Source organism: Streptosporangium sp. 'caverna', from assembly GCF_003203775.1.
Lineage (GTDB): Bacteria > Actinomycetota > Actinomycetes > Streptosporangiales > Streptosporangiaceae > Streptosporangium > Streptosporangium subroseum.
The window spans coordinates 8,718,158-8,742,758 of the sequence record NZ_CP029711.1 but is presented as its reverse complement, the minus strand read 5'-3'; the positions used below and the strand labels follow the sequence as shown (position 1 = coordinate 8,742,758).

General features: G+C 68.5%; 1 protein-coding gene. It reads left to right on the top strand.

Annotation, left to right across the window (positions count from 1 at the left end):
• Window positions 1-599 precede the first annotated feature (599 nt).
• Complete coding sequence (locus DKM19_RS37565; protein ID WP_110702506.1) at window positions 600-24,323, top strand: DUF11 domain-containing protein; 23,724 nt, start codon at window positions 600-602, stop codon at window positions 24,321-24,323.
• The last annotated feature ends 278 nt before the right edge of the window (window positions 24,324-24,601 follow it).

The following is a 24,601-nucleotide window of genomic DNA, read 5'->3' as shown; positions in this document are numbered from 1 at the left end:
GATGGCGAGCTCACGGCGGTGAGGTTCGGTCGACCTGCGGCTGCCGGTCAAGGATTCAGCCTGGAATGTGGTTGTTTCATGCTGGACATGGATATTCCCGACCTTCCCGTAGGGGGTTCGAGGCTGGTGTCGGTATATCGGTATATCCCCAGATGGACACCTGGTCCGACTCCTGCTCGCAATGGGAAAGATCAGACGAATAGAAATCGAGGTACTTTTCTGGAAAAAGCGTGCACGTAAAGAAAATGGGCCCTCCTGGCGCCATAGACCGGCAGGTCGTGATTGCCGTGGTCAGCTGATGTTTCAGCCGTTGATGATCTGGTTATCCTCTTAAAGCTGCGGTCGGAGTAATGTCGCGGCACAGAGCGTGACCCCCCGTTCAATGATTCGACGCTATTTGTCGGAATTTCTGCAGGGGGTTGGCGTTGTCGCGCTGTGCTTATGTGTGCAAGGGTTTCTTTAGAAGTGCCTTGTCCGGATTTGTGGTATGTGCGGTCGGCCTGGCGCCTGCGATTTATCCATCTTCTGCTGCATCTGGCGATGAAAGTACCATTCCATCATTTATGATCACTTGCGGTCCGGATGGGACGGGCCCGACCTTGCGGTTGACGCGGGACGCGCATGTCGAAGGCGCGCGCGCGATCGTCACGGTGCACGTCGCCAACACCGGTGACGTCGACGCGAAAGGGGCGAGTTTCGCCGAAGACCTTTCCGCCGTCCCCGGCGGCGAGACCGTGGGCGACAGGCAGGCGACCGCGGGGGCGTTGACCTACAGCAAGCCCCTGCTCAGGTGGACGGGCGATGTGAGCGCGGGCGACAGCGTCGAGGTCCGGTACGCCGTCCGGGCATACGGCGACCGGATGTCCATCCCGACGGTCGACGCGCACGCGGGGCGGACCTGCCAGGACGCGACCGGTGGCCCCGAGGCCGTTGGCGCGCCGACCGGCGGGGCCGACACCACCGCCGGCGCGCAGGCCGACAAGCGTCATGCGCCGACCGATGCCGCCACCGCCGATGCCGCCGCTGATAGCGCCACCGATGCCGCCACCGGCGCGCCGGCCGATGAGGCCGGTGCCGTCGCCGATGCGCCGTCCCAGGCGCCGTTGGACGTCACGGCCGATCCGATGCCGGAGACCGCCGACGGCGGCGCCGCCCGGCGCCGGCCGTCCGCGGAGACCCGGGCCGATGCCGAGTCGGCTCGACCGGGTGCGAAGGCGGGTGCGAAGGCGGGTGCGCGAGCGGCGCGCCGGGCGCCGATCGCTTTCTCCCAGCGCTACACGAGCAACTACCGAGGGACGGTGACCCGGGCGGCGAACGCGGTGGTGACCTGCTACCCCCCGCAGGTGAGCGACTGCGCCACCCGTCAGAACGGCTCGGGCAACAACAACGTCGCCGCCACCTTCATCGACGTGGACAGCGACGCGACGACCTTCAACTCCAGCACCGCCGACCTCACGTTGTCGGCCAGCCCGCAGGTAGCCTACGCGCGGCTGTACTGGGGCGGGCGAGGCCAGACCACGACCGACACGACTGGCCTTCCGGCCGGCAACCGCCTGGCGCCCGACATCAGCCTGCGCGGTCGAGTGTTGATCAAGGCTCCGGGTGACACCGCCTACCGGACGATCACCGCCTCGGCCGGTGACATCGGAGACACCCCCGACAACGTCACCGCGAACGGAATCGTCTACGGAGCCTCCGCGGATGTCACCTCCCTGGTGGCGTCGGCGGGTGCCGGCACCTACGCGGTGGCGAACGTGCAGGCCGCCCGAGGGCTCGACGGTCTCGGAGCGTTCGGCGGCTGGTCACTGGTGGTGGCCTACCGCGACCCCTCGCTGCCGTTGCGGAACATCGCGGTGTTCGACGGCTTCCTGTATCAGGAGAACGGCGCCGCGAGCACCACGATCAACCTGTCCGGGTTCCGGACCCCGACCACCGGGGCGGTGAACGTCCAGCTGGGCGAGGTCGTTTACGACGGCGACAACGCGATCGTCGGTGACTCTCTGAGCGTCAAGACCACCAATGGGCCACTGACCACCCTCACCGACGCCCTCCACCCGGCGAACAACTTCTTCAACTCCACCATCGCCACGCTCGGCAACCAGGTGACCAACCGAAACCCGACCTATACCAACACGCTCGGGTACGACTCCAACATCATCAACGCGTCGTCGGCGTTCCGTAACAATGACACCACGGCCCAGTTCACCTTCGCCACCGTGGGAGACGCCTACTGGCCCCAGGCGTTCTTCACCCAGACCGACCTCCACCAGGCGAACCTGCAGACGACCAAGTCATCCCAGCTGATAGGCGGCGGAACCCCCAAACCAGGCTCGGTGCTCGAATACACCATCACCACGACCAACACGGGAGACGACACCGCCCTCGGAGTGCTGCTCTTCGACCCGATCCCCGCCAACACTGTCTACGTTCCGGGAACCATCGTCGTGGGGTCGGGGCCCAACGCCGGCCCCAAAACGGACGCCCCGGGGGATGACCAGGCACAGTTCGTCGGCAATCAGGTCAGCGCACAGCTGGGAACCGGAGCGAACGCCACGAGCGGCGGCTCACTGGCACCGGGCCAATCCACCTCCGTGACGTTCCGGGTCACCCTCGGCCCCAACTCGCCCGGCACGTCGGTGACCAACAGCGCGACCATCACGTACTCCAGCTCTGACACGCCCACCCAGCAGGGAAGTGCCATCTCCAATGTCTCGACGGTGGTTCCCGTGCAGGTTTCGTCGTTGGCGCTGCTGAAGACGGCGTCGCCCAGCACGGTGACGGCGGCGGGCAGGACGGTGACGTACTCGTACGCCATCACCAACACCGGTGAGACCACCCTCACCGGAGTGGGGGTGACGAACACGTCGTTCTCGGGTTCGGGGACGCCTTCGGCGGTGACGTGTCCGGTGACGACGTTGGCGCCTCAGGCCTCGACAACGTGTACCAGGACCTACGTGACCACCCAGGCGGATGTCGACGCGGGGTCGATCGTGAACACCGCGACGGCCTCCGGCACTCCGCCGACGGGTCCTGCGGTGACCTCGGCTCCGTCGACCGCGACGGTCAACGTCACCTCGTCGCCCAGCCTGTCGTTGCTGAAGACGGCGTCACCGAGCACGGTGACGGCGGCGGGCCGGACGATCACCTACTCCTACCTGATCACCAACACCGGTAACCGGACGTTGACCGGGGTGGGGGTGACGAACACGTCGTTCTCGGGTTCGGGGACGCCTTCGGCGGTGACGTGTCCGGTGACGACGTTGGCGCCTCAGGCCTCGACGACGTGTACCAGGACCTATGTGACCACCCAGGCGGATGTCGACGCGGGCTCGATCGTGAACACCGCGACGGCTTCCGGCACTCCGCCGACGGGTCCCGCGGTGACCTCGGCTCCGTCGACCGCGACGGTCAGCGTCACCTCGTCGCCCAGCTTGACGTTGCTGAAGACGGCGTCACCGAGCACGGCGGCGGCGGCGGGCAGGACGATCACCTACTCCTACCTGGTCGTCAACAACGGCAACCGGACGTTGACGGGTGTGGGCGTGGTGGACACGGCGTTCTCGGGTACGGGGACTCCTTCGGCGCTGACGTGTCCGGTGACGACGCTGGCGCCGCAGGCCTCGACGACCTGCACCAGGACCTACGTGACCACGCAGGCGGATGTCGACGCCGGCTCGATCGTGAACACGGCGGTCGCCTCGGGCACTCCGCCGACGGGTCCCGCGGTGACCTCGGCTCCGTCGACCGCGACCGTCAGCATCGCCTCGTCGCCCGGCCTGACGTTGCTGAAGACGGCGTCGCCGAGCACGGTGACGGCGGCGGGCAGGACGGTGACCTACTCGTACCAGGTCGTCAACACCGGAAATACGACGTTGACGGGTGTGGGGGCTGTGGATACGGCGTTCTCCGGTTCGGGGACGCCCGGGGTGATCACGTGTCCGGTGACGACGTTGGCACCTCAGGCCTCGACGACGTGCACCAGCACGTATGTGACCACGCAGGCGGATGTGGACGCGGGGTCGATCGTGAACACGGCGGTGGCCTCGGGCACCCCGCCGACGGGTCCCGCGGTGACGTCGGCTCCGTCGACGGCGACGGTGACGGCCGCGCCGGATCCCGGCCTGGCGCTGCTGAAGACGGCGTCGCCGAGCACGGTGACGGCGGCGGGTAGGACGGTGACCTACTCCTACCGGGTCGTCAACACCGGCAACGCGACCCTGACCGGTGTGAGTGTGGCCGACACGGCGTTCTCCGGTACGGGGACACCTCCAGCGATCACGTGTCCGGTGACGACGCTGGCGCCGCAGGCCTCGACGACGTGCACCGGTACCTATGTGACCACCCAGGCCGACATCGACGCGGGGTCGATCGTGAACACCGCGGTCGCCTCGGGCACCCCGCCGACGGGTCCCGCGGTCACGTCGGCTCCGTCGACCGCGACGGTCACGGCCGCGCCGGATCCCGGCCTGGCGCTGCTGAAGACGGCTGATCTGTCCACGGTGACGGCGGCGGGTCAGACGATCACCTACTCCTACCTGGTCACCAACACCGGTAACCAGACGTTGACGGATGTGGGTGTGGTGGACGCGACGTTCACGGGTCTGGGAACGCGCGGAGCGATCACGTGCCCGGTGACGACGCTGGCACCGCAGGCCATGACGGCGTGCACGAACACGTACGTGGTGACGCAGGCGGATATTGACGCGGGTTCGGTGGTGAACACGGCGGTCGCCTCGGGTACGCCGCCGACGGGTCCCGGGGTGACGTCGGCTCCGTCGACGGCGACGGTGACCGCCACCTCACGTCCGGAGCTGTCGCTGTTGAAGACCGCTTCCCCGTCGGCGGTGGTGAGCGCGGGCCAGACGATCACCTATTCCTACCGGGTCGTCAACACCGGAAACACGACGTTGACCGGGGTGGGGGCGACGGACACGGCGTTCTCGGGTTCGGGAACACCCGGAGTGGTCACCTGTCCGGTGACGACGCTCCTACCGCAGGCTACGACGACGTGTACGGGTACGTATGTGGTGACGCAGGCGGATGTCGACGCGGGTTCGGTGGTGAATACGGCGGTCGCCTCGGGCACCCCGCCGACGGGTCCCGCGGTCACGTCTTCGCCGTCGACGGCGACGGTCACCGCAAATCCGGTCGCCGGCCTGACATTGCTGAAAACGGCCTCGCCGTCCGCCGTGGCGGCGGCGGGCCGGACGGTCACCTACTCGTACATGATCGTTAACACCGGTAATGCGACGCTGACCGGGGTGGGGGTGGTGGACACGTCGTTCTCCGGTTCGGGGGCACCTCCGGTGATCACGTGTCCGGTGACGACGCTGGCGCCGCAGGCCGCGACGACGTGCACCGGCACGTATGTGACCACCCAGGCCGACATCGACGCGGGGTCGATCGTGAACACGGCGGTCGCCTCGGGCACTCCGCCGACGGGTCCCGCGGTGGCCTCCGATCCGTCGACCGCGACGGTCACGGCCACGCCGGATCCCGGCCTGGCGCTGTTGAAGACGGCCTCGCCGAGCACGGTGTCGGCGGCCGGTCGGACGGTGACCTACTCGTACATGATCGTCAACACCGGTAACGCGACGCTGACCGGGGTGGGGGTGGTGGACACGGCGTTCTCGGGTTCGGGGACGCCTCCGGTGATCACCTGTCCGGTGACGACGCTGGCGCCGCAGGCCGCGACGACGTGCACCGGCACGTATGTGACCACCCAGGCCGACATCGACGCGGGGTCGATCGTGAACACGGCGGTCGCCTCGGGCACTCCACCGACGGGCCCACCGGTCACGTCCGCTCCCGCGACGGCGACGGTCACGGCCGCGCTGGTTCCCGGCCTGGCGTTGCTGAAGGCGGCGGTTCCGTCCACGGTGACGGCGGCGGGGCAGACGATCACCTACTCGTACTCGATCGTCAACACCGGTAACGCGACGTTGACGGGTGTGGGGGCTGTGGACACGGCGTTCTCGGGTACGGGGACGCCCGGGGTGATCACGTGTCCGGTGACGACGTTGGCGCCTCAGGCTTCGACGACGTGCACCAGTACGTACGTGGCCACGCAGGCGGATGTCGACGCGGGGGCGGTGGTGAATACGGCGGTGGCCTCGGGCACTCCGCCGACGGGTCCCGCGGTGACCTCCGATCCGTCGACCGCGACGGTGACCGCCACGTCGCGTCCGGAGCTGTCGCTGTTGAAGACCGCTTTCCCGTCGGCGGTGATGGCGGCGGGGCAGACGATCACTTATTCGTACCGGGTCGTCAACACCGGTAACGCCACCCTGACCGGGGTAAGTGCGACGGATACGGCGTTCTCCGGTACGGGGACGCCTCCGGTGATCACCTGTCCGGTGACGACGCTGGCGCCGCAGGCCACGACGACCTGCACCGGCACGTATGTGACCACCCAGGCCGACATCGACGCGGGGTCGATCGTGAACACCGCGGTCGCCTCGGGTACTCCGCCGACGGGTCCCGCGGTGACGTCGGCTCCGTCGACGGCGACGGTCACCGGAGATCCGGTCGCCGGCCTGACGTTGCTGAAGACGGCGTCGCCGTCCGCCGTGTCGGCGGCGGGCCGTACGGTGACCTACTCCTATCTGATCGTCAACAACGGCAACGCCACCCTGACCGGGGTGGGAGCGGTGGATACGGCGTTCTCCGGTACGGGGACGCCTCCGGTGATCACGTGTCCGGTGACGACGTTGGCACCGCAGGCCACGACGACGTGCACGGGCACGTATGTGGTGACGCAGGCGGATGTCGACGCGGGTTCGGTGGTGAACACGGCGGTCGCCTCGGGCACTCCGCCCGTAGGTCCCGCGGTGACCTCCGATCCGTCGACCGCGACCGTCAGCATCACCTCGGATCCCAGCCTGTCGTTGTTGAAGACGGCGTCGCCGAGCACGGTGACGGCCGCAGGCCGGACGGTCACCTATTCGTACATGATCGTTAACACCGGTAACGCGACGCTGACCGGGGTGGGGGCGACGGACACGGCGTTCTCGGGCACGGGAACACCCGGGGTGATCACGTGTCCGGTGACGACGCTGGCGCCGCAGGCCTCGACGACGTGCACCGGCACGTACGTGACCACCCAGGCGGACGTGGACGCCGGCTCGATCGTGAACACCGCGGTCGCCTCCGGCACCCCGCCCACGGGTCCCGCCGTGACGTCGGCTCCGTCGACGGCGACGGTGACGGCCACCTCGGATCCCAGCCTGTCGTTGCTGAAGACGGCGTCGCCGAGCACGGTGACGGCGGCGGGTCAGACGGTGACCTATTCCTACCTGGTCGTCAACACCGGAAATGCGACCCTGACCGGGGTAGGGGCGGCGGACACGGCGTTCTCCGGTACGGGAGCGCCTCCGGTGGTGACGTGTCCGGTGACGACGCTCCTACCGCAGGCCTCGACGACGTGCACGGGTACGTACGTGGCCACGCAGGCCGATATCGATGCCGGTTCGATCGTGAATACGGCGGTGGCCTCGGGTACTCCGCCGACGGGTCCCGCGGTGACGTCGGCTCCGTCGACCGCGACGGTCAACGTCACCTCGTCGCCCAGCCTGTCGTTGCTGAAGACGGCGTCGCCGAGCACGGTGACGGCGGCGGGTCAGACGGTGAGCTATTCGTACATGATCGTTAACACCGGTAATGCGACGCTGACCGGGGTTGGGACGGTGGATACGGCGTTCTCGGGTACGGGGACGCCTCCGGTGATCACGTGTCCGGTGACGACGCTGGCGCCGCAGGCCTCGACGACGTGCACCAGCACGTATGTGGCCACGCAGGCGGATGTCGACGCCGGGTCGATCGTGAACACCGCGACGGCCTCGGGCACTCCGCCGACGGGTCCACCGGTGACCTCCGATCCGTCGACCGCGACGGTCACCGCAAATCCGGTCGCCGGCCTGACGTTGCTGAAGACGGCGGTTCCGTCCGCCGTGTCGGCGGCGGGCCGGACGATCACCTATTCCTATCTGATCGTCAACACCGGAAATGCGACCCTGTCCGGGGTGGGGGCGGTGGATACGGCGTTCTCGGGTACGGGAGCGCCCGGGGTGATCACGTGTCCGGTGACGACGTTGGCGCCTCAGGCTTCGACGACGTGCACCAGCACGTATGTGGCCACGCAGGCGGATGTGGACGCGGGGTCGATCGTGAACACGGCGGTCGCCTCGGGCACCCCGCCGACGGGTCCCGCGGTGACCTCCGATCCGTCGACCGCGACCGTTACCATCGCCCCGGCGCCCAGCCTGTCGTTGCTGAAGACGGCCTCACCGAGCACGGTGACGGCGGCCGGTCGGACGATCATCTACTCCTATCTGATCGTCAACACCGGAAATGCGACGTTGACCGGGGTGGGGGCGGTGGATACGGCGTTCTCGGGTTCGGGGACGCCCGGGGTGATCACGTGTCCGGTGACAACGTTGGCGCCTCAGGCCTCGACGACCTGTACCAGCACGTATGTGACCACGCAGGCCGATATTGATGCCGGTTCGATCGTGAATACGGCGGTGGCCTCGGGTACTCCGCCGACGGGTCCCGCGGTGACCTCCGATCCGTCGACCGTGACCGTTGCGGCCACCTCGGATCCTGGCCTGTCGTTGTTGAAGACGGCGTCGCCGAGCACGGTGACGGCGGCGGGCCGGACGATCATCTACTCCTATCTGATCGTCAACACCGGAAATGCGACCCTGTCCGGGGTGGGGGCGGTGGATACGGCGTTCTCGGGCACGGGAACACCCGGGGTGATCACCTGCCCGGTGACGACGCTCCTACCGCAGGCCTCGACGACGTGCACCAGCACGTATGTGGCCACGCAGGCGGATGTCGACACCGGTTCGATCGTGAACACGGCGGTCGCCTCGGGCACCCCGCCGACGGGTCCACCGGTGACCTCCGATCCGTCGACCGTGACCGTTGCGGCCACCTCGGATCCTGGCCTGTCATTGCTGAAGACGGCGTCGCCGAGCTCGGTGACGGCGGCCGGTCGGACGATCATCTACTCCTACCGGGTCGTCAACACCGGTAACGCGACGTTGACCGGGGTGAGTGTGGTGGACACGGCGTTCTCCGGTACGGGGACGCCTCCGGTGATCACCTGCCCGGTGACGACCCTGGCGCCGCAGGCCTCGACGACCTGTACGGGCACGTATGTGACCACGCAGGCGGACATCGATGCCGGGTCGATCGTGAACACCGCGACGGCCTCGGGCACTCCGCCGACGGGTCCCGCGGTGACCTCCGATCCGTCGACCGTGACCGTTGCGGCCGCGCCGGAGCTCGGCCTGGCGCTGCTGAAGACAGGAACTCCGAACACCCTGACGGCGGCCGGTCGTACGGTCACCTACTCCTACCGGGTCGTCAACACCGGTAACGCGACGCTGACCGGGGTGAGTGTGGTGGACACGGCGTTCTCGGGTACGGGGACGCCTCCGGTGATCACGTGTCCGGTGACGACGCTGGCGCCGCAGGCCACGACGACCTGTACCGGCACCTACGTGACCACGCAGGCCGACATCGACTCGGCGGCGCTCGTGAACACGGCAACGGCCTCCGGCACTCCGCCGACGGGTCCACCGGTCACGTCCGATCCGGCGACAGCGATCTTGACCACCGTGTCGGATCCCGGTCTGGCGTTGCTGAAGACGGCCTCGCCGAGCACGGTGGCGGCGGCCGGCCGGAGGGTGACCTACTCCTACCAGATCGTCAACACCGGTAACGCGACGTTGACCGGGGTGGGGGTGACGGATACGTCGTTCTCCGGTTCGGGGGCACCTCCGGTGGTCACCTGTCCGGTGACGACGTTGGCGCCGCAGGCCTCGACGACCTGCACCGGCACCTATGTGACCACCCAGGCCGACATCGACGCGGGGTCGATCGTGAACACCGCGGTCGCCTCGGGCACTCCGCCGACGGGTCCCGCGGTGACCTCCGATCCGTCGACCGCGACGGTGGCCGCCGTCCTGGCTCCCGGTCTGGCATTGCTGAAGACGACCTCACCGAGTTCGGTGTCGGCGGCGGGTCAGACGATCACCTACTCCTACCTGGTCGTCAACAACGGCAACGCGACCCTGACCGGGGTGGCCGTGGCGGACACGGCGTTCTCGGGTACGGGGACGCCTCCGGTGGTCACCTGTCCGGTGACGACGTTGGCGCCGCAGGCTTCGACGACGTGTACGGGCACGTATGTGACCACGCAGGCGGACATCGATGCCGGGTCGGTGGTGAACACCGCGACGGCCTCGGGTACTCCGCCGACGGGTCCCGCGGTGACGTCTGCCCCGTCGACCGCGACGTTGGCCGCCGCCCTGGCTCCCGACCTGACGGTGCTGAAAACGGCCGTCCCGTCGACGGTGACCGACGCGGGCCAGGCGATCACTTACTCGTACAGCGTCGTCAACATCGGTAACACGACGTTGACGGGTGTGGCCGTGGTGGATACGGCGTTCTCGGGTACGGGGACGCCTCCGGTGATCACGTGTCCGGTGACGACGTTGGCGCCGCAGGCTTCGACGACGTGTACGGGCACGTATGTGACCACGCAGGCGGACATCGATGCCGGGTCGGTGGTGAACACCGCGACGGCCTCGGGTACTCCGCCGACGGGTCCCGCGGTGACCTCCGATCCGTCGACCGCGACCGTGGCCGCCGAGCTGATTTCCGGCCTGGCGTTGCTGAAGACGGCGTCGCCGTCCACGGTGACGGCGGCGGGTCAGACGGTGACCTACTCCTACCTGGTCACCAACACCGGCAACGTCACGTTGACCGGTACGGGTGTGACGGACGCGTCGTTCTCCGGTTCGGGGACGCCTCCGGTGATCACGTGTCCGGTGACGACGCTGGCACCGCAGGACTCGACGACGTGCACCAGCACGTACGTGACCACCCAGGCGGACATCGACGCCGGCTCGATCGTGAACACCGCGACGGCTTCCGGCACTCCGCCGACGGGTCCCGCGGTGACGTCTTCGCCGTCGACGGCGACGGTCACGGCGACGCCGGCTCTTGGTTTGACGGTGGCGAAGACGGCGTCGCCGTCCACGGTGACGGCGGCAGGGCAGACGGTCACCTACTCCTACCTGGTCACCAACACCGGAAATGCGACGTTGACCGGGGTGGGGGCGACGGATACGTCGTTCTCCGGTACGGGGACGCCTCCGGTGGTCACCTGCCCGGTGACGACGCTCATACCGCAGGCCACGACGACGTGCACCAGCACGTACGTGACCACCCAGGCGGACATCGACGCGGGGTCGATCGTGAATACGGCGGTCGCCTCGGGCACCCCGCCGACAGGTCCCGCGGTGACCTCGGCTCCGTCGACGGCGACGGTCACGGCGACGTCGGCTCCGGGTTTGACGGTGGTGAAGACGGCGGTTCCGTCCACGGTGACGGCGGCGGGTCAGACGGTGACCTACTCCTACCTGGTCACCAACACCGGCAACGTCACGTTGACCGGTACGGGTGTGACGGATACGTCGTTCTCGGGTTCGGGGACGCCTCCGGTGGTCACGTGTCCGGTGACGACGCTGGCACCGCAGGACTCGACGACGTGTACGGGTACGTACGTGGTGACGCAGGCGGATGTGGACGCCGGTTCGATCGTGAACACCGCGGTCGCCTCCGGCACTCCGCCGACGGGTCCTGCGGTGACGTCTTCGCCGTCGACCGCGACGGTCACGGCGACGTCGGCTCCTGGTTTGGTATTGCTGAAGGCGGTGGTTCCGTCCACGGTGACGGCGGCGGGTCAGACGGTCACCTACTCGTACACGATCGTCAACAATGGCAACGCGACGCTGACCGGTGTGGGTGTGGTGGATACGGCGTTCTCGGGCACGGGAACGCCCGGGGTGATCACGTGCCCGGTGACGACGTTGGCGCCGCAGGCCTCGACGACCTGTACCAGTACGTACGTGACCACCCAGGCCGACATCGACGCGGGGTCGATCGTGAATACCGCGGTCGCCTCGGGCACCCCGCCGACGGGTCCACCGGTCACGTCCACTCCCGCGACCGCGACGGTGACCGCCACCTCGCGCCCGGAGCTGTCGCTGTTGAAGACCGCTTTCCCGTCGGCGGTGACGGCGGCGGGGCAGACGATCACTTATTCGTACCGGGTCGTCAACACCGGCAACGCCACCCTGACCGGGGTGGGGGCGACGGACACGGCGTTCTCCGGTTCGGGAACGCCTCCGGTGATCACCTGTCCGGTGACGACCCTGGCGCCGCAGGCCACGACGACCTGCACGGGCACCTACGTGACCACGCAGGCGGATGTCGACGCGGGGTCGATCGTGAACACCGCGGTGGCCTCGGGTACTCCGCCGACGGGTCCCGCGGTGACGTCGGCTCCGTCGACGGCGACGGTCACCGGAGATCCGGTCGCCGGCCTGACGTTGCTGAAGACGGCGTCGCCGTCCGCCGTGTCGGCGGCGGGCCGGACGATCACCTACTCGTATCTGATCGTCAACAACGGCAACGCCACCCTGACCGGGGTGGGTGTGGTTGACACGGCGTTCTCCGGTTCGGGGACTCCTTCGGCGCTGACGTGTCCGGTGACGACGCTGGCGCCGCAGGCCTCGACGACCTGCACCAGGACCTATGTGACCACCCAGGCGGATGCCGACGCCGGCTCGATCGTGAACACGGCGGTCGCCTCCGGCACTCCGCCCACGGGCCCTGCGGTGATCTCTGCTCCGTCGACCGCGACCGTCAGCATCACCTCGGCACCCAGCCTGACGTTGCTGAAGACGGCTTCGCCGAGCACGGTGACGGCGGCGGGGCAGACGATCACCTACTCCTACCTGGTCGTCAACACCGGCAACGCGACCCTGACCGGGGTGGGGGCGACGGACACGGCGTTCTCGGGCACGGGAACACCCGGAGCGGTCACGTGTCCGGTGACGACGTTGGCGCCGCAGGCCTCGACGACCTGCACCGGCACCTACGTGACGACTCAGGCGGATGTCGACGCGGGGTCGGTGGTGAACACGGCGGTCGCCTCGGGCACCCCGCCGACGGGTCCCGCGGTCACGTCTTCGCCGTCGACCGTGACGGTCGCGGCGACGCCGGTTCCTGGTTTGACGGTGGTGAAGACGGCGGTTCCGAGCACGGTGTCGGCGGCGGGTCAGACGATCACCTACTCCTACCTGGTCACCAACACCGGCAACGTCACATTGAACGGTGTAGGGACGACGGATACGGCGTTCTCCGGTTCGGGGACGCCTCCGGTGGTCATCTGTCCCGTGACGACGTTGGCGCCGCAGGACTCGACGACCTGCACCGGCACCTACGTGACGACGCAGGCCGACATCGACGCCGGTTCGGTTGCGAACACGGCGGTCGCCTCGGGCACTCCACCGACGGGTCCCGCCGTCACGTCTTCGCCGTCGACGGTCACGGTCACGGTCACGGCCGCCGTGTCGTTGACGCTCCTCAAGACGGCGTCGCCGAACACGGTGTCGGCGGCGGGTCAGACGATCACCTACTCCTACCTGGTCACCAACACCGGCAACGTCACATTGAACGGTGTGGGAGCGGCGGACACGGTGTTCTCGGGTTCGGGGACGCCGCCGGTGGTGACGTGTCCGGTGACGACGCTCCTACCGCAGGCCTCGACGACCTGCACCGGCACCTATGTGGCCACTCAGGCCGACATCGATGCGGGGTCGATCGTGAACACGGCGGTGGCCTCGGGCACTCCACCGACAGGGCCTGCGGTGACGTCGGCTCCGTCGACGGCGACGGTCATCGGAAATCCGGCCGCCAGCCTGACGCTGCTGAAGACGGCCTCGCCGAGCACGGTGACGGCGGCGGGGCAGACGATCACCTACTCGTACACGATCGTCAACACCGGTAACGCGACATTGACCGGTGTGAGTGTGGCCGACACGGTGTTCTCGGGCTCGGGGACGCCGCCGGTGATCACCTGTCCGGTGACGACGCTGGCACCGCAGGCCACGACGACCTGCACCGGCACCTACGTGACCACCCAGGCCGACATCGACGCCGGCTCGGTGACGAACACCGCGGTCGCCTCCGGCACTCCGCCGACGGGCCCTGCGGTGACGTCGGCTCCGTCGACGGCGACGGTCACCGGAAATCCGGCCGCCGGCCTGACGCTGCTGAAGACGACCTCGCCGAGCACGGTGACAGCGGCGGGTCAGACGGTCACCTACTCCTACCTGGTCGTCAACAATGGCAACGCGACCCTGACCGGTGTGGCCGTGGTGGACACGGCGTTCTCGGGCTCGGGAACACCACCGGTGGTCACCTGTCCGGTGACGACGCTGGCGCCGCAGGCCATGACGACGTGCACGGGTACGTATGTGGTGACTCAGGCGGATGTCGACGCGGGTTCGGTGGTGAACACGGCGGTCGCCTCGGGCACTCCACCGACGGGCCCTGCGGTGACGTCGGCTCCGTCGACGGCGACCGCCAGCGTCATCTCGGCGCCCAGTCTGACGTTGCTGAAAACCGCTTCCCCGTCGACGGTGGTGAGCGCGGGTCAGGCGATCACTTATTCGTACCTGGTCACCAACACCGGAAACACGACGTTGACCGGTGTGGGGGCTGTGGACACGGCGTTCTCCGGTACGGGAACGCCCGGAGCGGTCACCTGTCCGGTGACGACCCTGGCGCCGCAGGCCTCGACGACCTGTACGGGTACGTATGCGGTGACGCAGGCGGATGTCGACGCGGGTTCGGTGGTGAACACGGCGGTCGCCTCGGGCACCCCGCCCACGGGTCCCGCCGTCACGTCTTCGCCGTCGACGGCGACGGTCACGGCGACGTCGGTTCCTGGTCTGACGATGGTGAAGACGGCGTCGCCGAGCTCGGTGTCGGCGGCAGGTCAGACGGTGACCTATTCGTACGCGATCGTCAACACCGGTAACGCGACCCTGATCGGTGTGGGTGTGGTGGACACGGCGTTCTCGGGTTCGGGGACGCCTTCGGCGGTGGCGTGCCCGGTGACGACGTTGGCGCCGCAGGCCTCGACGACGTGCACCAGGACCTACGTGGTCACCCAGGCGGATGTCGACGCGGGGTCGATCGTGAACACGGCGGTCGCCTCCGGGATCCCGCCGACGGGTCCCGCGGTGACGTCTTCGCCGTCGACCGCGACCGTGGACATCACCTCGGCGCCCAGCCTGACGTTGCTGAAGACGGCGTCGCCGTCCACGGTGACGGCGACGGGCCAGACGATCACCTACTCGTACACGATCGTCAACACCGGAAACACGACGTTGACGGGTGTGGGGGCTGTGGACACGGCGTTCTCCGGTTCGGGAACACCTCCGGTGATCACGTGTCCGGTGACGACATTGGCACCGCAGGCCGCGACGACGTGCACGGGCACGTACGTGACCACGCAGGCGGATGTGGACGCCGGCTCGATCGTGAACACCGCGGTCGCCTCGGGCACCCCGCCCACGGGCCCCGCGGTGACCTCGGCTGCGTCGACGGCGACGGTCACGGCGACGCCGGCTCCGGGTTTGACGGTGGTAAAGACGGCGTCGCCGTCCACGGTGTCGGCGGCGGGTCAGACGATCGCCTACTCGTACATGCTCGTCAACAATGGCAACGCGACCCTGACCGGTGTGGCCGTGGTGGACACGGCGTTCTCGGGTACGGGGACGCCTCCGGTGATCACGTGTCCGGTGACGACGTTGGCGCCGCAGGCCTCGACGACGTGCACCGGCACATACGTGGTCACCCAGGCGGATGTCAATGTCGGTTCGATCGTGAACACCGCGGTCGCCTCCGGCACCCCGCCGACAGGTCCACCGATCACGGCCCCTCCGACGACCGCGACGGTGACGGCCGACCTGATTCCCGGCCTGGCGTTGCTGAAGACGGCTGATCTGTCCACGGTGACGGCGGCGGGGCAGACGATCACCTACTCCTACCTGGTCACCAACACCGGAAATGCGACGTTGACGGGTGTGGGGGCTGTGGACACGGCGTTCTCGGGCACGGGAACGCCCGGAGTGGTCACCTGTCCGGTGACAACGCTGGCGCCGCAGGCCTCGACGACGTGCACCGGCACCTACGTGACCACCCAGGCCGACATCGACGCGGGGTCGGTCGTGAACACCGCGACGGCTTCGGGTACTCCGCCCGCAGGTCCTGCCGTGACCTCCAACCCGTCGACGGCGACGGTGACCGCCACCTCGCGTCCGGAGTTGTCGCTGTTGAAGACAGCTTTCCCGTCGGCGGTGACGGTGGCGGGGCAGACGATCACCTACTCGTACCTGGTCGTCAACACCGGCAACGCGACGTTGACGGGTGTGGGGGCGGTGGACACGGCGTTCTCGGGTACGGGGACGCCTCCGGTGATCACCTGTCCGGTGACAACGCTCCCACCGCAGGCCATGACGACCTGCACGGGCACCTACGTGACCACGCAGGCGGATGTGGACGCCGGCTCGATCGTGAACACGGCGGTGGCCTCGGGCACTCCACCGACGGGGCCCGCGGTGACCTCGGCTCCGTCGACCGTGACGATCACTGGAGATGCGGTCGCCGGCCTGACGTTGCTGAAGACGGCGGTTCCGTCCGCGGTATCGGGGGCGGGCCGGACAGTGACCTACTCGTACCTGGTCGTCAACACCGGCAACGCGACGTTGACGGGTGTGGGTGTGGCAGACACGGCGTTCTCGGGTACGGGAACGCCCGGAGTGATCACCTGCCCGGTGACGACGTTGACGCCGCAGGCCATGACGACGTGCACCAGCACGTACGTGACCACCCAGGCGGATGTGGACGCCGGGTCGGTGGTTAATACGGCGGTCGCCTCGGGTACCCCGCCCGCGGGTCCCTCGGTGACCTCGGCTCCGTCGACCGCGACCGTGAGCATCACCTCGGCGCCCAGTCTGACGTTGCTGAAGACGGCGTCGCCGTCCACGGTGACGGGGGCGGGTCAGACGGTCACCTACTCCTTCCTGGTCGTCAACACCGGCAACGCGACGTTGACGGGTGTGGCCGTGGTGGACACGGCGTTCTCCGGTTCGGGGACGCCTCCGGTGGTCACCTGTCCGGTGACGACGTTGGCGCCGCAGGCCTCGACGACCTGCACCGGTACGTACGTGACCACCCAGGCGGATGTCGACGCGGGGTCGATCGTGAACACGGCGGTGGCCTCGGGTACTCCTCCGACGGGCCCTGCGGTCACGTCGGCTCCGTCGACGGCGACGGTCACGGCGACGTCGGTTCCTGGGTTGACGGTGGCGAAGACGGCGGTGCCGTCCACGGTGACGGGGGCCGGTCAGACGGTGACCTACTCCTATCTGGTCGTCAACAACGGTAACCGGGCGTTGACGGGTGTGGGCGTGGTGGACACGGCGTTCTCGGGCAGGGGAACGCCCGGAGTGATCACCTGTCCGGTGACGACACTGGCGCCGCAGGCCGCGACGACCTGCACGGGTACGTATGTGGTGACGCAGGCGGATGTCGACGCGGGGTCGATCGTGAACACCGCGGTCGCCTCGGGTACTCCGCCGACGGGTCCCGTGGTCACGTCTGCTCCCGCGACCGCGACGGTCACGGCGACGCCGGCTCCTGGGTTGACGGTGGCGAAGACCGCGTCGCCGAGCACGGTGACGGCGGCGGGTCAGGCGATCACCTATTCCTACTGGGTCGTCAACACCGGAAACGCGACGTTGACGGGGGTGGGGGCTGTGGACACGGCGTTCTCGGGGTCGGGGACGCCTCCGGTGATCACGTGTCCGGTGACGACGCTGGCGCCGCAGGCCATGACGGCGTGCACCGGCACCTACGTGACCACCCAGGCGGATGTCGACGCGGGGTCGATCGTGAACACGGCGGTGGCCTCGGGCACTCCTCCGACGGGTCCACCGGTCACGTCTTCGCCGTCGACCGCGACGGTCAGTGTCACCTCGGATCCCGGCTTGACGTTGCTGAAGACGGCGTCGCCGAGCACGGTGACGGCGGCAGGTCAGACGATCACCTACTCCTACCTGGTCGTCAACAACGGCAACGCGACCCTGACCGGTGTGGCCGTGGTGGACACGGCGTTCTCCGGCTCGGGGACGCCTCCGGTGATCACGTGTCCGTTGACGACACTGGCACCGCAGGCCTCGACGACCTGCACCAGCACCTACGTGGTGACGCAGGCGGATGTCAACGGCGGGTCGGTGGTGAACACGGCGGTCGCCTCGGGCACTCCGCCGACGGGCCCCGCGGTGACCTCTGCTGCGTCGACGGCGACGGTCACGGCGACGCCGGCTCCGGGTTTGACGGTGGCGAAGACCGCGTCGCCGTCCACGGTGTCGGCGGCGGGGCAGACGATCACCTACTCGTACGTGGTCGTCAACACCGGAAACGCGACCCTGACCGGGGTGGCCGTGGTGGATACGGCGTTCTCGGGTTCGGGGACGCCTCCGGTGGTCACGTGTCCGGTGACGACGCTGGCGCCGCAGGCCATGACGACCTGCACGGGTACGTACGTGACCGCCCAGGCGGATGTCGACGGGGGGTCGGTGGTGAACACCGCGGTCGCCTCCGGCACTCCACCGACGGGTCCATCGGTCACGTCTTCGCCGTCGTCCGCGACGGTCGCGGTCACGATCGCCGCGTCGTTGACGCTCGTCAAGACGGCGTCGCCGAGCTCGGTGTCGGCGCCTGATCAGACGATCACCTACTCGTATCTGGTCGTCAACAATGGCAACGCGACGTTGACGGGTGTGGCTGTGGCGGACACGTCGTTCTCGGGTTCGGGGACGCCTCCGGTGGTCACCTGTCCGGTGACGACGTTGGCGCCGCAGGCCATGACGGCGTGCACCGGCACCTACGTGGTGACGCAGGCGGATGTCGATGCGGGGTCGGTGGTGAACACCGCGGTCGCCTCGGGTACTCCGCCGACGGGGCCCGCGGTCACGTCGGCTCAGTCGACCGCGACGGTGACGGCCACCTCGGCTCCCGGCCTGACGTTGCTGAAGACGGCGTCGCCGTCCACGGTGACGGCGACGGATCAGACGATCACCTACTCGTACCGGGTCGTCAACAATGGCAACGCGACGTTGACGGGTGTGGCTGTGGCGGACACGTCGTTCTCGGGTTCGGGGACGCCTCCGGTGGTCACCTGTCCGGTGACGACATTGGCGCCGCAGGCCTCGACGACGTGTACGGGTACGTATGTGGTGACGCAGGCGGATGTCGACGCCGGTTCGGTGGCGAACACCGCGGTCGCCTCGGGTACTCCTCCGACGGGCCCCGCGGTCACGTCGGCTCCGTCGACCGTGACGGCCACGGCGACGCCGGCACCCGGTTTGACGGTGGTGAAGACGGCGTCGCCCAGCTTGGTGTCGGCGCCTGGCCAGACGATCACCTACTCCTACCTGGTGACCAACACCGGCAACGTCACGTTGACCGGTGTAGGGACGACGGATACGGCGTTCTCCGGTTCGGGGACGCCTCCCGTGATCACGTGTCCGGTGACGACATTGGCGCCGCAGGCCACGACGACCTGTACGGGCACGTACGTGACCACCCAGGCGGATGTCGACGCCGGCTCGATCGTGAACACCGCGACGGCCTCGGGCACCCCGCCCACGGGCCCGCCGCTCACGTCGGCTCCGTCGACCGCGACCGTGAGCATCACCTCGGCGCCCGGCCTGACGTTGCTGAAGACGGCCTCGCCGTCCACGGTGACGGCGGCGGGGCAGACGGTGGCCTACTTCTACCTGGTCACCAACACCGGCAACGTCACGTTGACCGGTGCGGGGGCGGCGGACACGTCGTTCTCGGGTACGGGAACGCCTCCGGTGATCACCTGCCCGGTGACGACCCTGGCACCGCAGGCCGCGACGACGTGCACCGGCACCTACGTGACCACCCAGGCCGACATCGACGCGGGGTCGATCGTGAACACCGCGACGGCCTCGGGCACTCCGTCGACGGGTCCCTCGGTGACCTCGGCTCCGTCGACGGCGACGGTCACGGCGACACCGGCTCCTGGTGTGACGCTCGTCAAGACGGCCTCACCGAACACGGTGTCGGCGCCTGGTCAGACGATCACCTACTCGTTCGTGGTCGTCAACACCGGCAACACGACGCTGACCGGTGTGAGCGTGGCCGACACGGCGTTCTCCGGTTCGGGAACGCCTCCGGTGATCACCTGTCCGGTGACGACGCTGGCGCCGCAGGCCGCGACGACCTGTACGGGCACGTACGTGACCACCCAGGCCGACATCGACGCCGGCTCGATCGTGAACACGGCGGTCGCCTCCGGCACTCCACCGACGGGCCCACCGGTCACGTCTTCGCCGTCGACCGCAACGGTCACGGCCACGCCGGCTCCGGGTTTGACGGTGGCGAAGACGGCCTCACCGAGCACGGTGACGACGGCGGGTCAGACGGTCACCTACTCCTTCCTGGTCGTCAACACCGGCAACGCGACGCTGACGGGTGTGGCCGTGGTGGACACGGCGTTCTCGGGTACGGGAACGCCTCCGGTGATCACGTGTCCGGTGACGACATTGGCGCCGCAGGCCTCGACGACCTGCACGGGCACGTACGTGGTGACACAGGCCGATGTCGACGCGGGGTCGATCGTGAACACGGCGGTCGCCTCCGGCACTCCGCCGACGGGTCCCGCGGTCACGTCGGCGCCGTCGACCGCTACGGTCACGGCGACGCCGGCTCCTGGGTTGACGGTGGCGAAGACCGCGTCGCCGAGCTCGGTGTCGGCGGCGGGTCAGACGATCACCTACTCGTACCTGGTCGTCAACACCGGCAACGTCACGTTGACCGGAGTGGGGGCGATAGACACATCGTTCTCGGGTACGGGAACACCCGGCGTGGTCACCTGTCCGGTGACAACGCTGGCACCGCAGGCCACGACGACGTGCACCGGCACGTACGTGACCACCCAGGCCGACATCGACGCCGGGTCGATCGTGAACACCGCGACGGCCTCGGGTACCCCGCCCGCGGGTCCCGCGGTGACCTCCGATCCGTCGACCGCGACGGTGACCGCCACGTCGCGCCCGGAGCTGTCGCTGTTGAAGACGGCGGTTCCGTCCGCCGTGGTGGCGGCGGGCCGGACGGTGACCTACTCCTATCTGGTCGTCAACACGGGCAACCGGACGTTGACGGGTGTGGGCGTGGTGGACACGGCGTTCTCGGGTTCGGGAACGCCTCCGGTGATCACGTGTCCGGTGACGACGCTGGCACCGCAGGCCACGACGACCTGCACCAGCACCTACGTGACCACCCAGGCGGATGTCAACGCGGGGTCGATCGTGAACACGGCGATTGCCTCGGGCACCCCGCCGACGGGTCCCGCGGTCACGTCCGCTCCGTCGACGGCGGCGGTGACGGCCGACCTGATTCCCAGTCTGACGTTGCTGAAGACGGCCTCGCCGTCCACGGTGACGGCGGCGGGGCAGACGGTCACCTACTCGTACAGCGTTGTCAACACCGGTAACGCGACGTTGACGGGTGTGAGTGTGGTGGATACGGCGTTCTCGGGTACGGGGACGCCACCGGTGGTGACGTGTCCGGTGACGACGCTCCTACCGCAGGTCTCGACAACGTGCACGGGTACGTACGTGGTGACGCAGGCGGATGTCGACGCGGGGTCGGTGGTGAACACGGCGGTGGCCTCGGGCACCCCGCCGACGGGTCCCGCGGTCACGTCCGCTCCGTCGACGGCGGCGGTGACCGCCACCTCGCGTCCGGAGCTGTCGCTGTTGAAGACCGCTTCCCCGTCGGCGGTGGTGAGCGCGGGGCAGACGATCACCTATTCGTACCGGGTCGTCAACACCGGAAACGCGACCCTGACCGGGGTAAGTGCGACGGATACGGCGTTCTCCGGTACGGGAACGCCTCCGGTGATCACCTGTCCGGTGACGACATTGGCGCCGCAGGCCACGACGACCTGCACCGGCACCTACGTGACGACTCAGGCGGATGTCGATGCCGGGTCGATCGTGAATACCGCGGTCGCCTCCGGTACTCCGCCGACAGGTCCTGCGGTCACGTCGGCTCCGTCGACCGTGACGATCACTGGAGATCTGGTCGCCGGCCTGACGTTGCTGAAGACGGCGGTTCCGTCCGCCGTGTCGGCGGCGGGCCGTACGGTCACCTACTCCTTCCTGGTCGTCAACACCGGTAACGCGACGCTGACGGGTGTGGTCGTGGTGGACACGGCGTTCTCGGGTACGGGAACACCTCCGGTGATCACCTGCCCGGTGACGACGTTGGCGCCGCAGGCCGCGACGACCTGCACCGGCACCTACGTGACGACTCAGGCGGATGTCGACGCCGGGTCGGTCGTGAACACGGCGGTCGCCTCGGGCACTCCACCTACGGGCCCCGGGGTGACCTCTGCTCCGTCGACCGCGACCGTGGTTATCGCCTCGGCGCCCGGTCTGACGGTGCTGAAGACGGCCTCGCCGAGCACGGTGACGGCGGCGGGCCGTACGGTCACCTACTCCTTCCTGGTCGTCAACACCGGCAACGCGACGCTGACCGGAGTGGTCGTGGTGGACACGGCGTTCTCGGGTACGGGAACACCTCCGGTGATCACCTGCCCGGTGACGACGTTGGCGCCGCAGGCCTCGACGACCTGCACGGGTACATACGTGGTGACACAGGCGGATGTCGACGCGGGGTCGGTGGTGAACACCGCGGTCGCCTCGGGCACCCCGCCGACGGGTCCACCGGTCACGTCCACTCCGTCGACGGCGGCGGTGACCGCCATCTCGCGTCCGGAGCTGTCGCTGTTGAAGACCGCTTCCCCGTCGGCGGTGACGGCGGCGGGTCAGACGATCACCTACTCGTACTCGATCGTCAACACCGGCAACGCCACCCTGACGGGTGTGGGGGCGACGGACACGGCGTTCTCGGGTACGGGGACGCCTCCGGTGATCACCTGTCCGGTGACGACATTGGCGCCGCAGGCCATGACGACGTGCACCGGTACGTACGTGACCACTCAGGCGGATGTCGACGCGGGGTCGATCGTGAACACGGCGGTCGCCTCGGGTACTCCGCCGACGGGGCCCGCGGTCACGTCGGCTCCGTCGACGGCGACCGTCAGCGTCATCTCGGCGCCCAGTCTGACGTTGCTGAAGACGGCCTCGCCGTCCACGGTGACGGCGGCGGGTCAGACGATCACCTACTCCTTCCTGGTCGTCAACACCGGCAACGCGACGCTGACCGGAGTGGTCGTGGTGGACACGGCGTTCTCGGGTACGGGGACGCCTCCGGTGATCACGTGTCCGGTGTCGACGCTCCTACCGCAGGCCGCGACGACGTGCACGGGCACCTACAGGACCACGCAGGCGGATATCGACGCGGGGTCGGTCGTGAACACGGCGGTCGCCTCGGGCACTCCGCCGACGGGTCCCGCGGTCACGTCGGCGCCGTCGACCGCTACGGTCACGGTCACGGTCGCCGCGTCGTTGACGCTCGTCAAGACGGCTGATCCGTCCACGGTGACGGCGGCGGGTCGGATGGTGACCTACTCCTACCTGATCGTCAACACCGGTAACGAGACCCTGACCGGGGTGGGGGCGACGGACACGGCGTTCTCGGGTACAGGGACGCCACCGATGATCACCTGCCCGGTGACGACGCTGGCGCCGCAGGCCACGACGACCTGCATCGGCACCTACGTGACGACCCAGGCGGATGTCAACGCCGGTTCGGTCGTGAACACCGCGACGGCCTTCGGCACCCTGCCGACGGGTCTACCGGTCATGTCCCCTCCGTCGACCGCGACGGTGACCGCTACGCCGAATCCCGGCCTGACGCTGTCGAAGACGGCGACTCCCGACAGGGTATCGGCGGCGGGCCGGAGGATCACCTACTCCTACCTGGTCGTCAACACCGGCAACGTCACGTTGAGCGGTATCGGGATCAAGGACACCACCTCCGGGCGGCCGGGGGTGCCCTCGGTGATCACGTGTCCGGTGACGACGCTGGCGCCGCTGGCCTCGACGACCTGCACGGGCACGTACGTGGTGACGCGGGCGGACATGAACGCCGGTTCGATCGTGAATACGGCGATGGCCTCGGGCACTCTGCCGACGGGCGCGGTCACCACCTCCACCATGTCGACCGCGACGGTTGCGACGGTCAGGCCACGGGCCGGCGGTGCCGGCAATCAGACCTGCCAGGTTCACAAGTCCTGGTCGAATTCCAGAAAGACCAAGATCACTGATCGTCGGAATCACCATCACCGGCATCACGGAGGTCGCTGGAAGCACCACGACCGGCATCACGCAGGTCACTGGAGGCACCACCACCGGCATCACGGAGGTCATCCAAAAAGGCATTGTTGAGCCCGGCCGCATCCACCTCATCCGAATAGGTGGGGGCCATCACCTGGGCAACGAGAGGCGATCGGCTCGATGCCTGTAACGGCGAGGGCCGGTCACGGCAACCGGTAGGCCGGAAGAAGGTCCACCGGGCTGACGACCGGACATGATTTCTCGGTGGATAAGGCGGTAAACGCCGCCTTATCCACCGAGAAACGCGTATGAGCACAGGTGGATTTCGCCGGTGTGGAGCCGCCGGGCCGCGGCGAGAGCCGGACCGATCGCGCCGGCCCGGTTCGCCG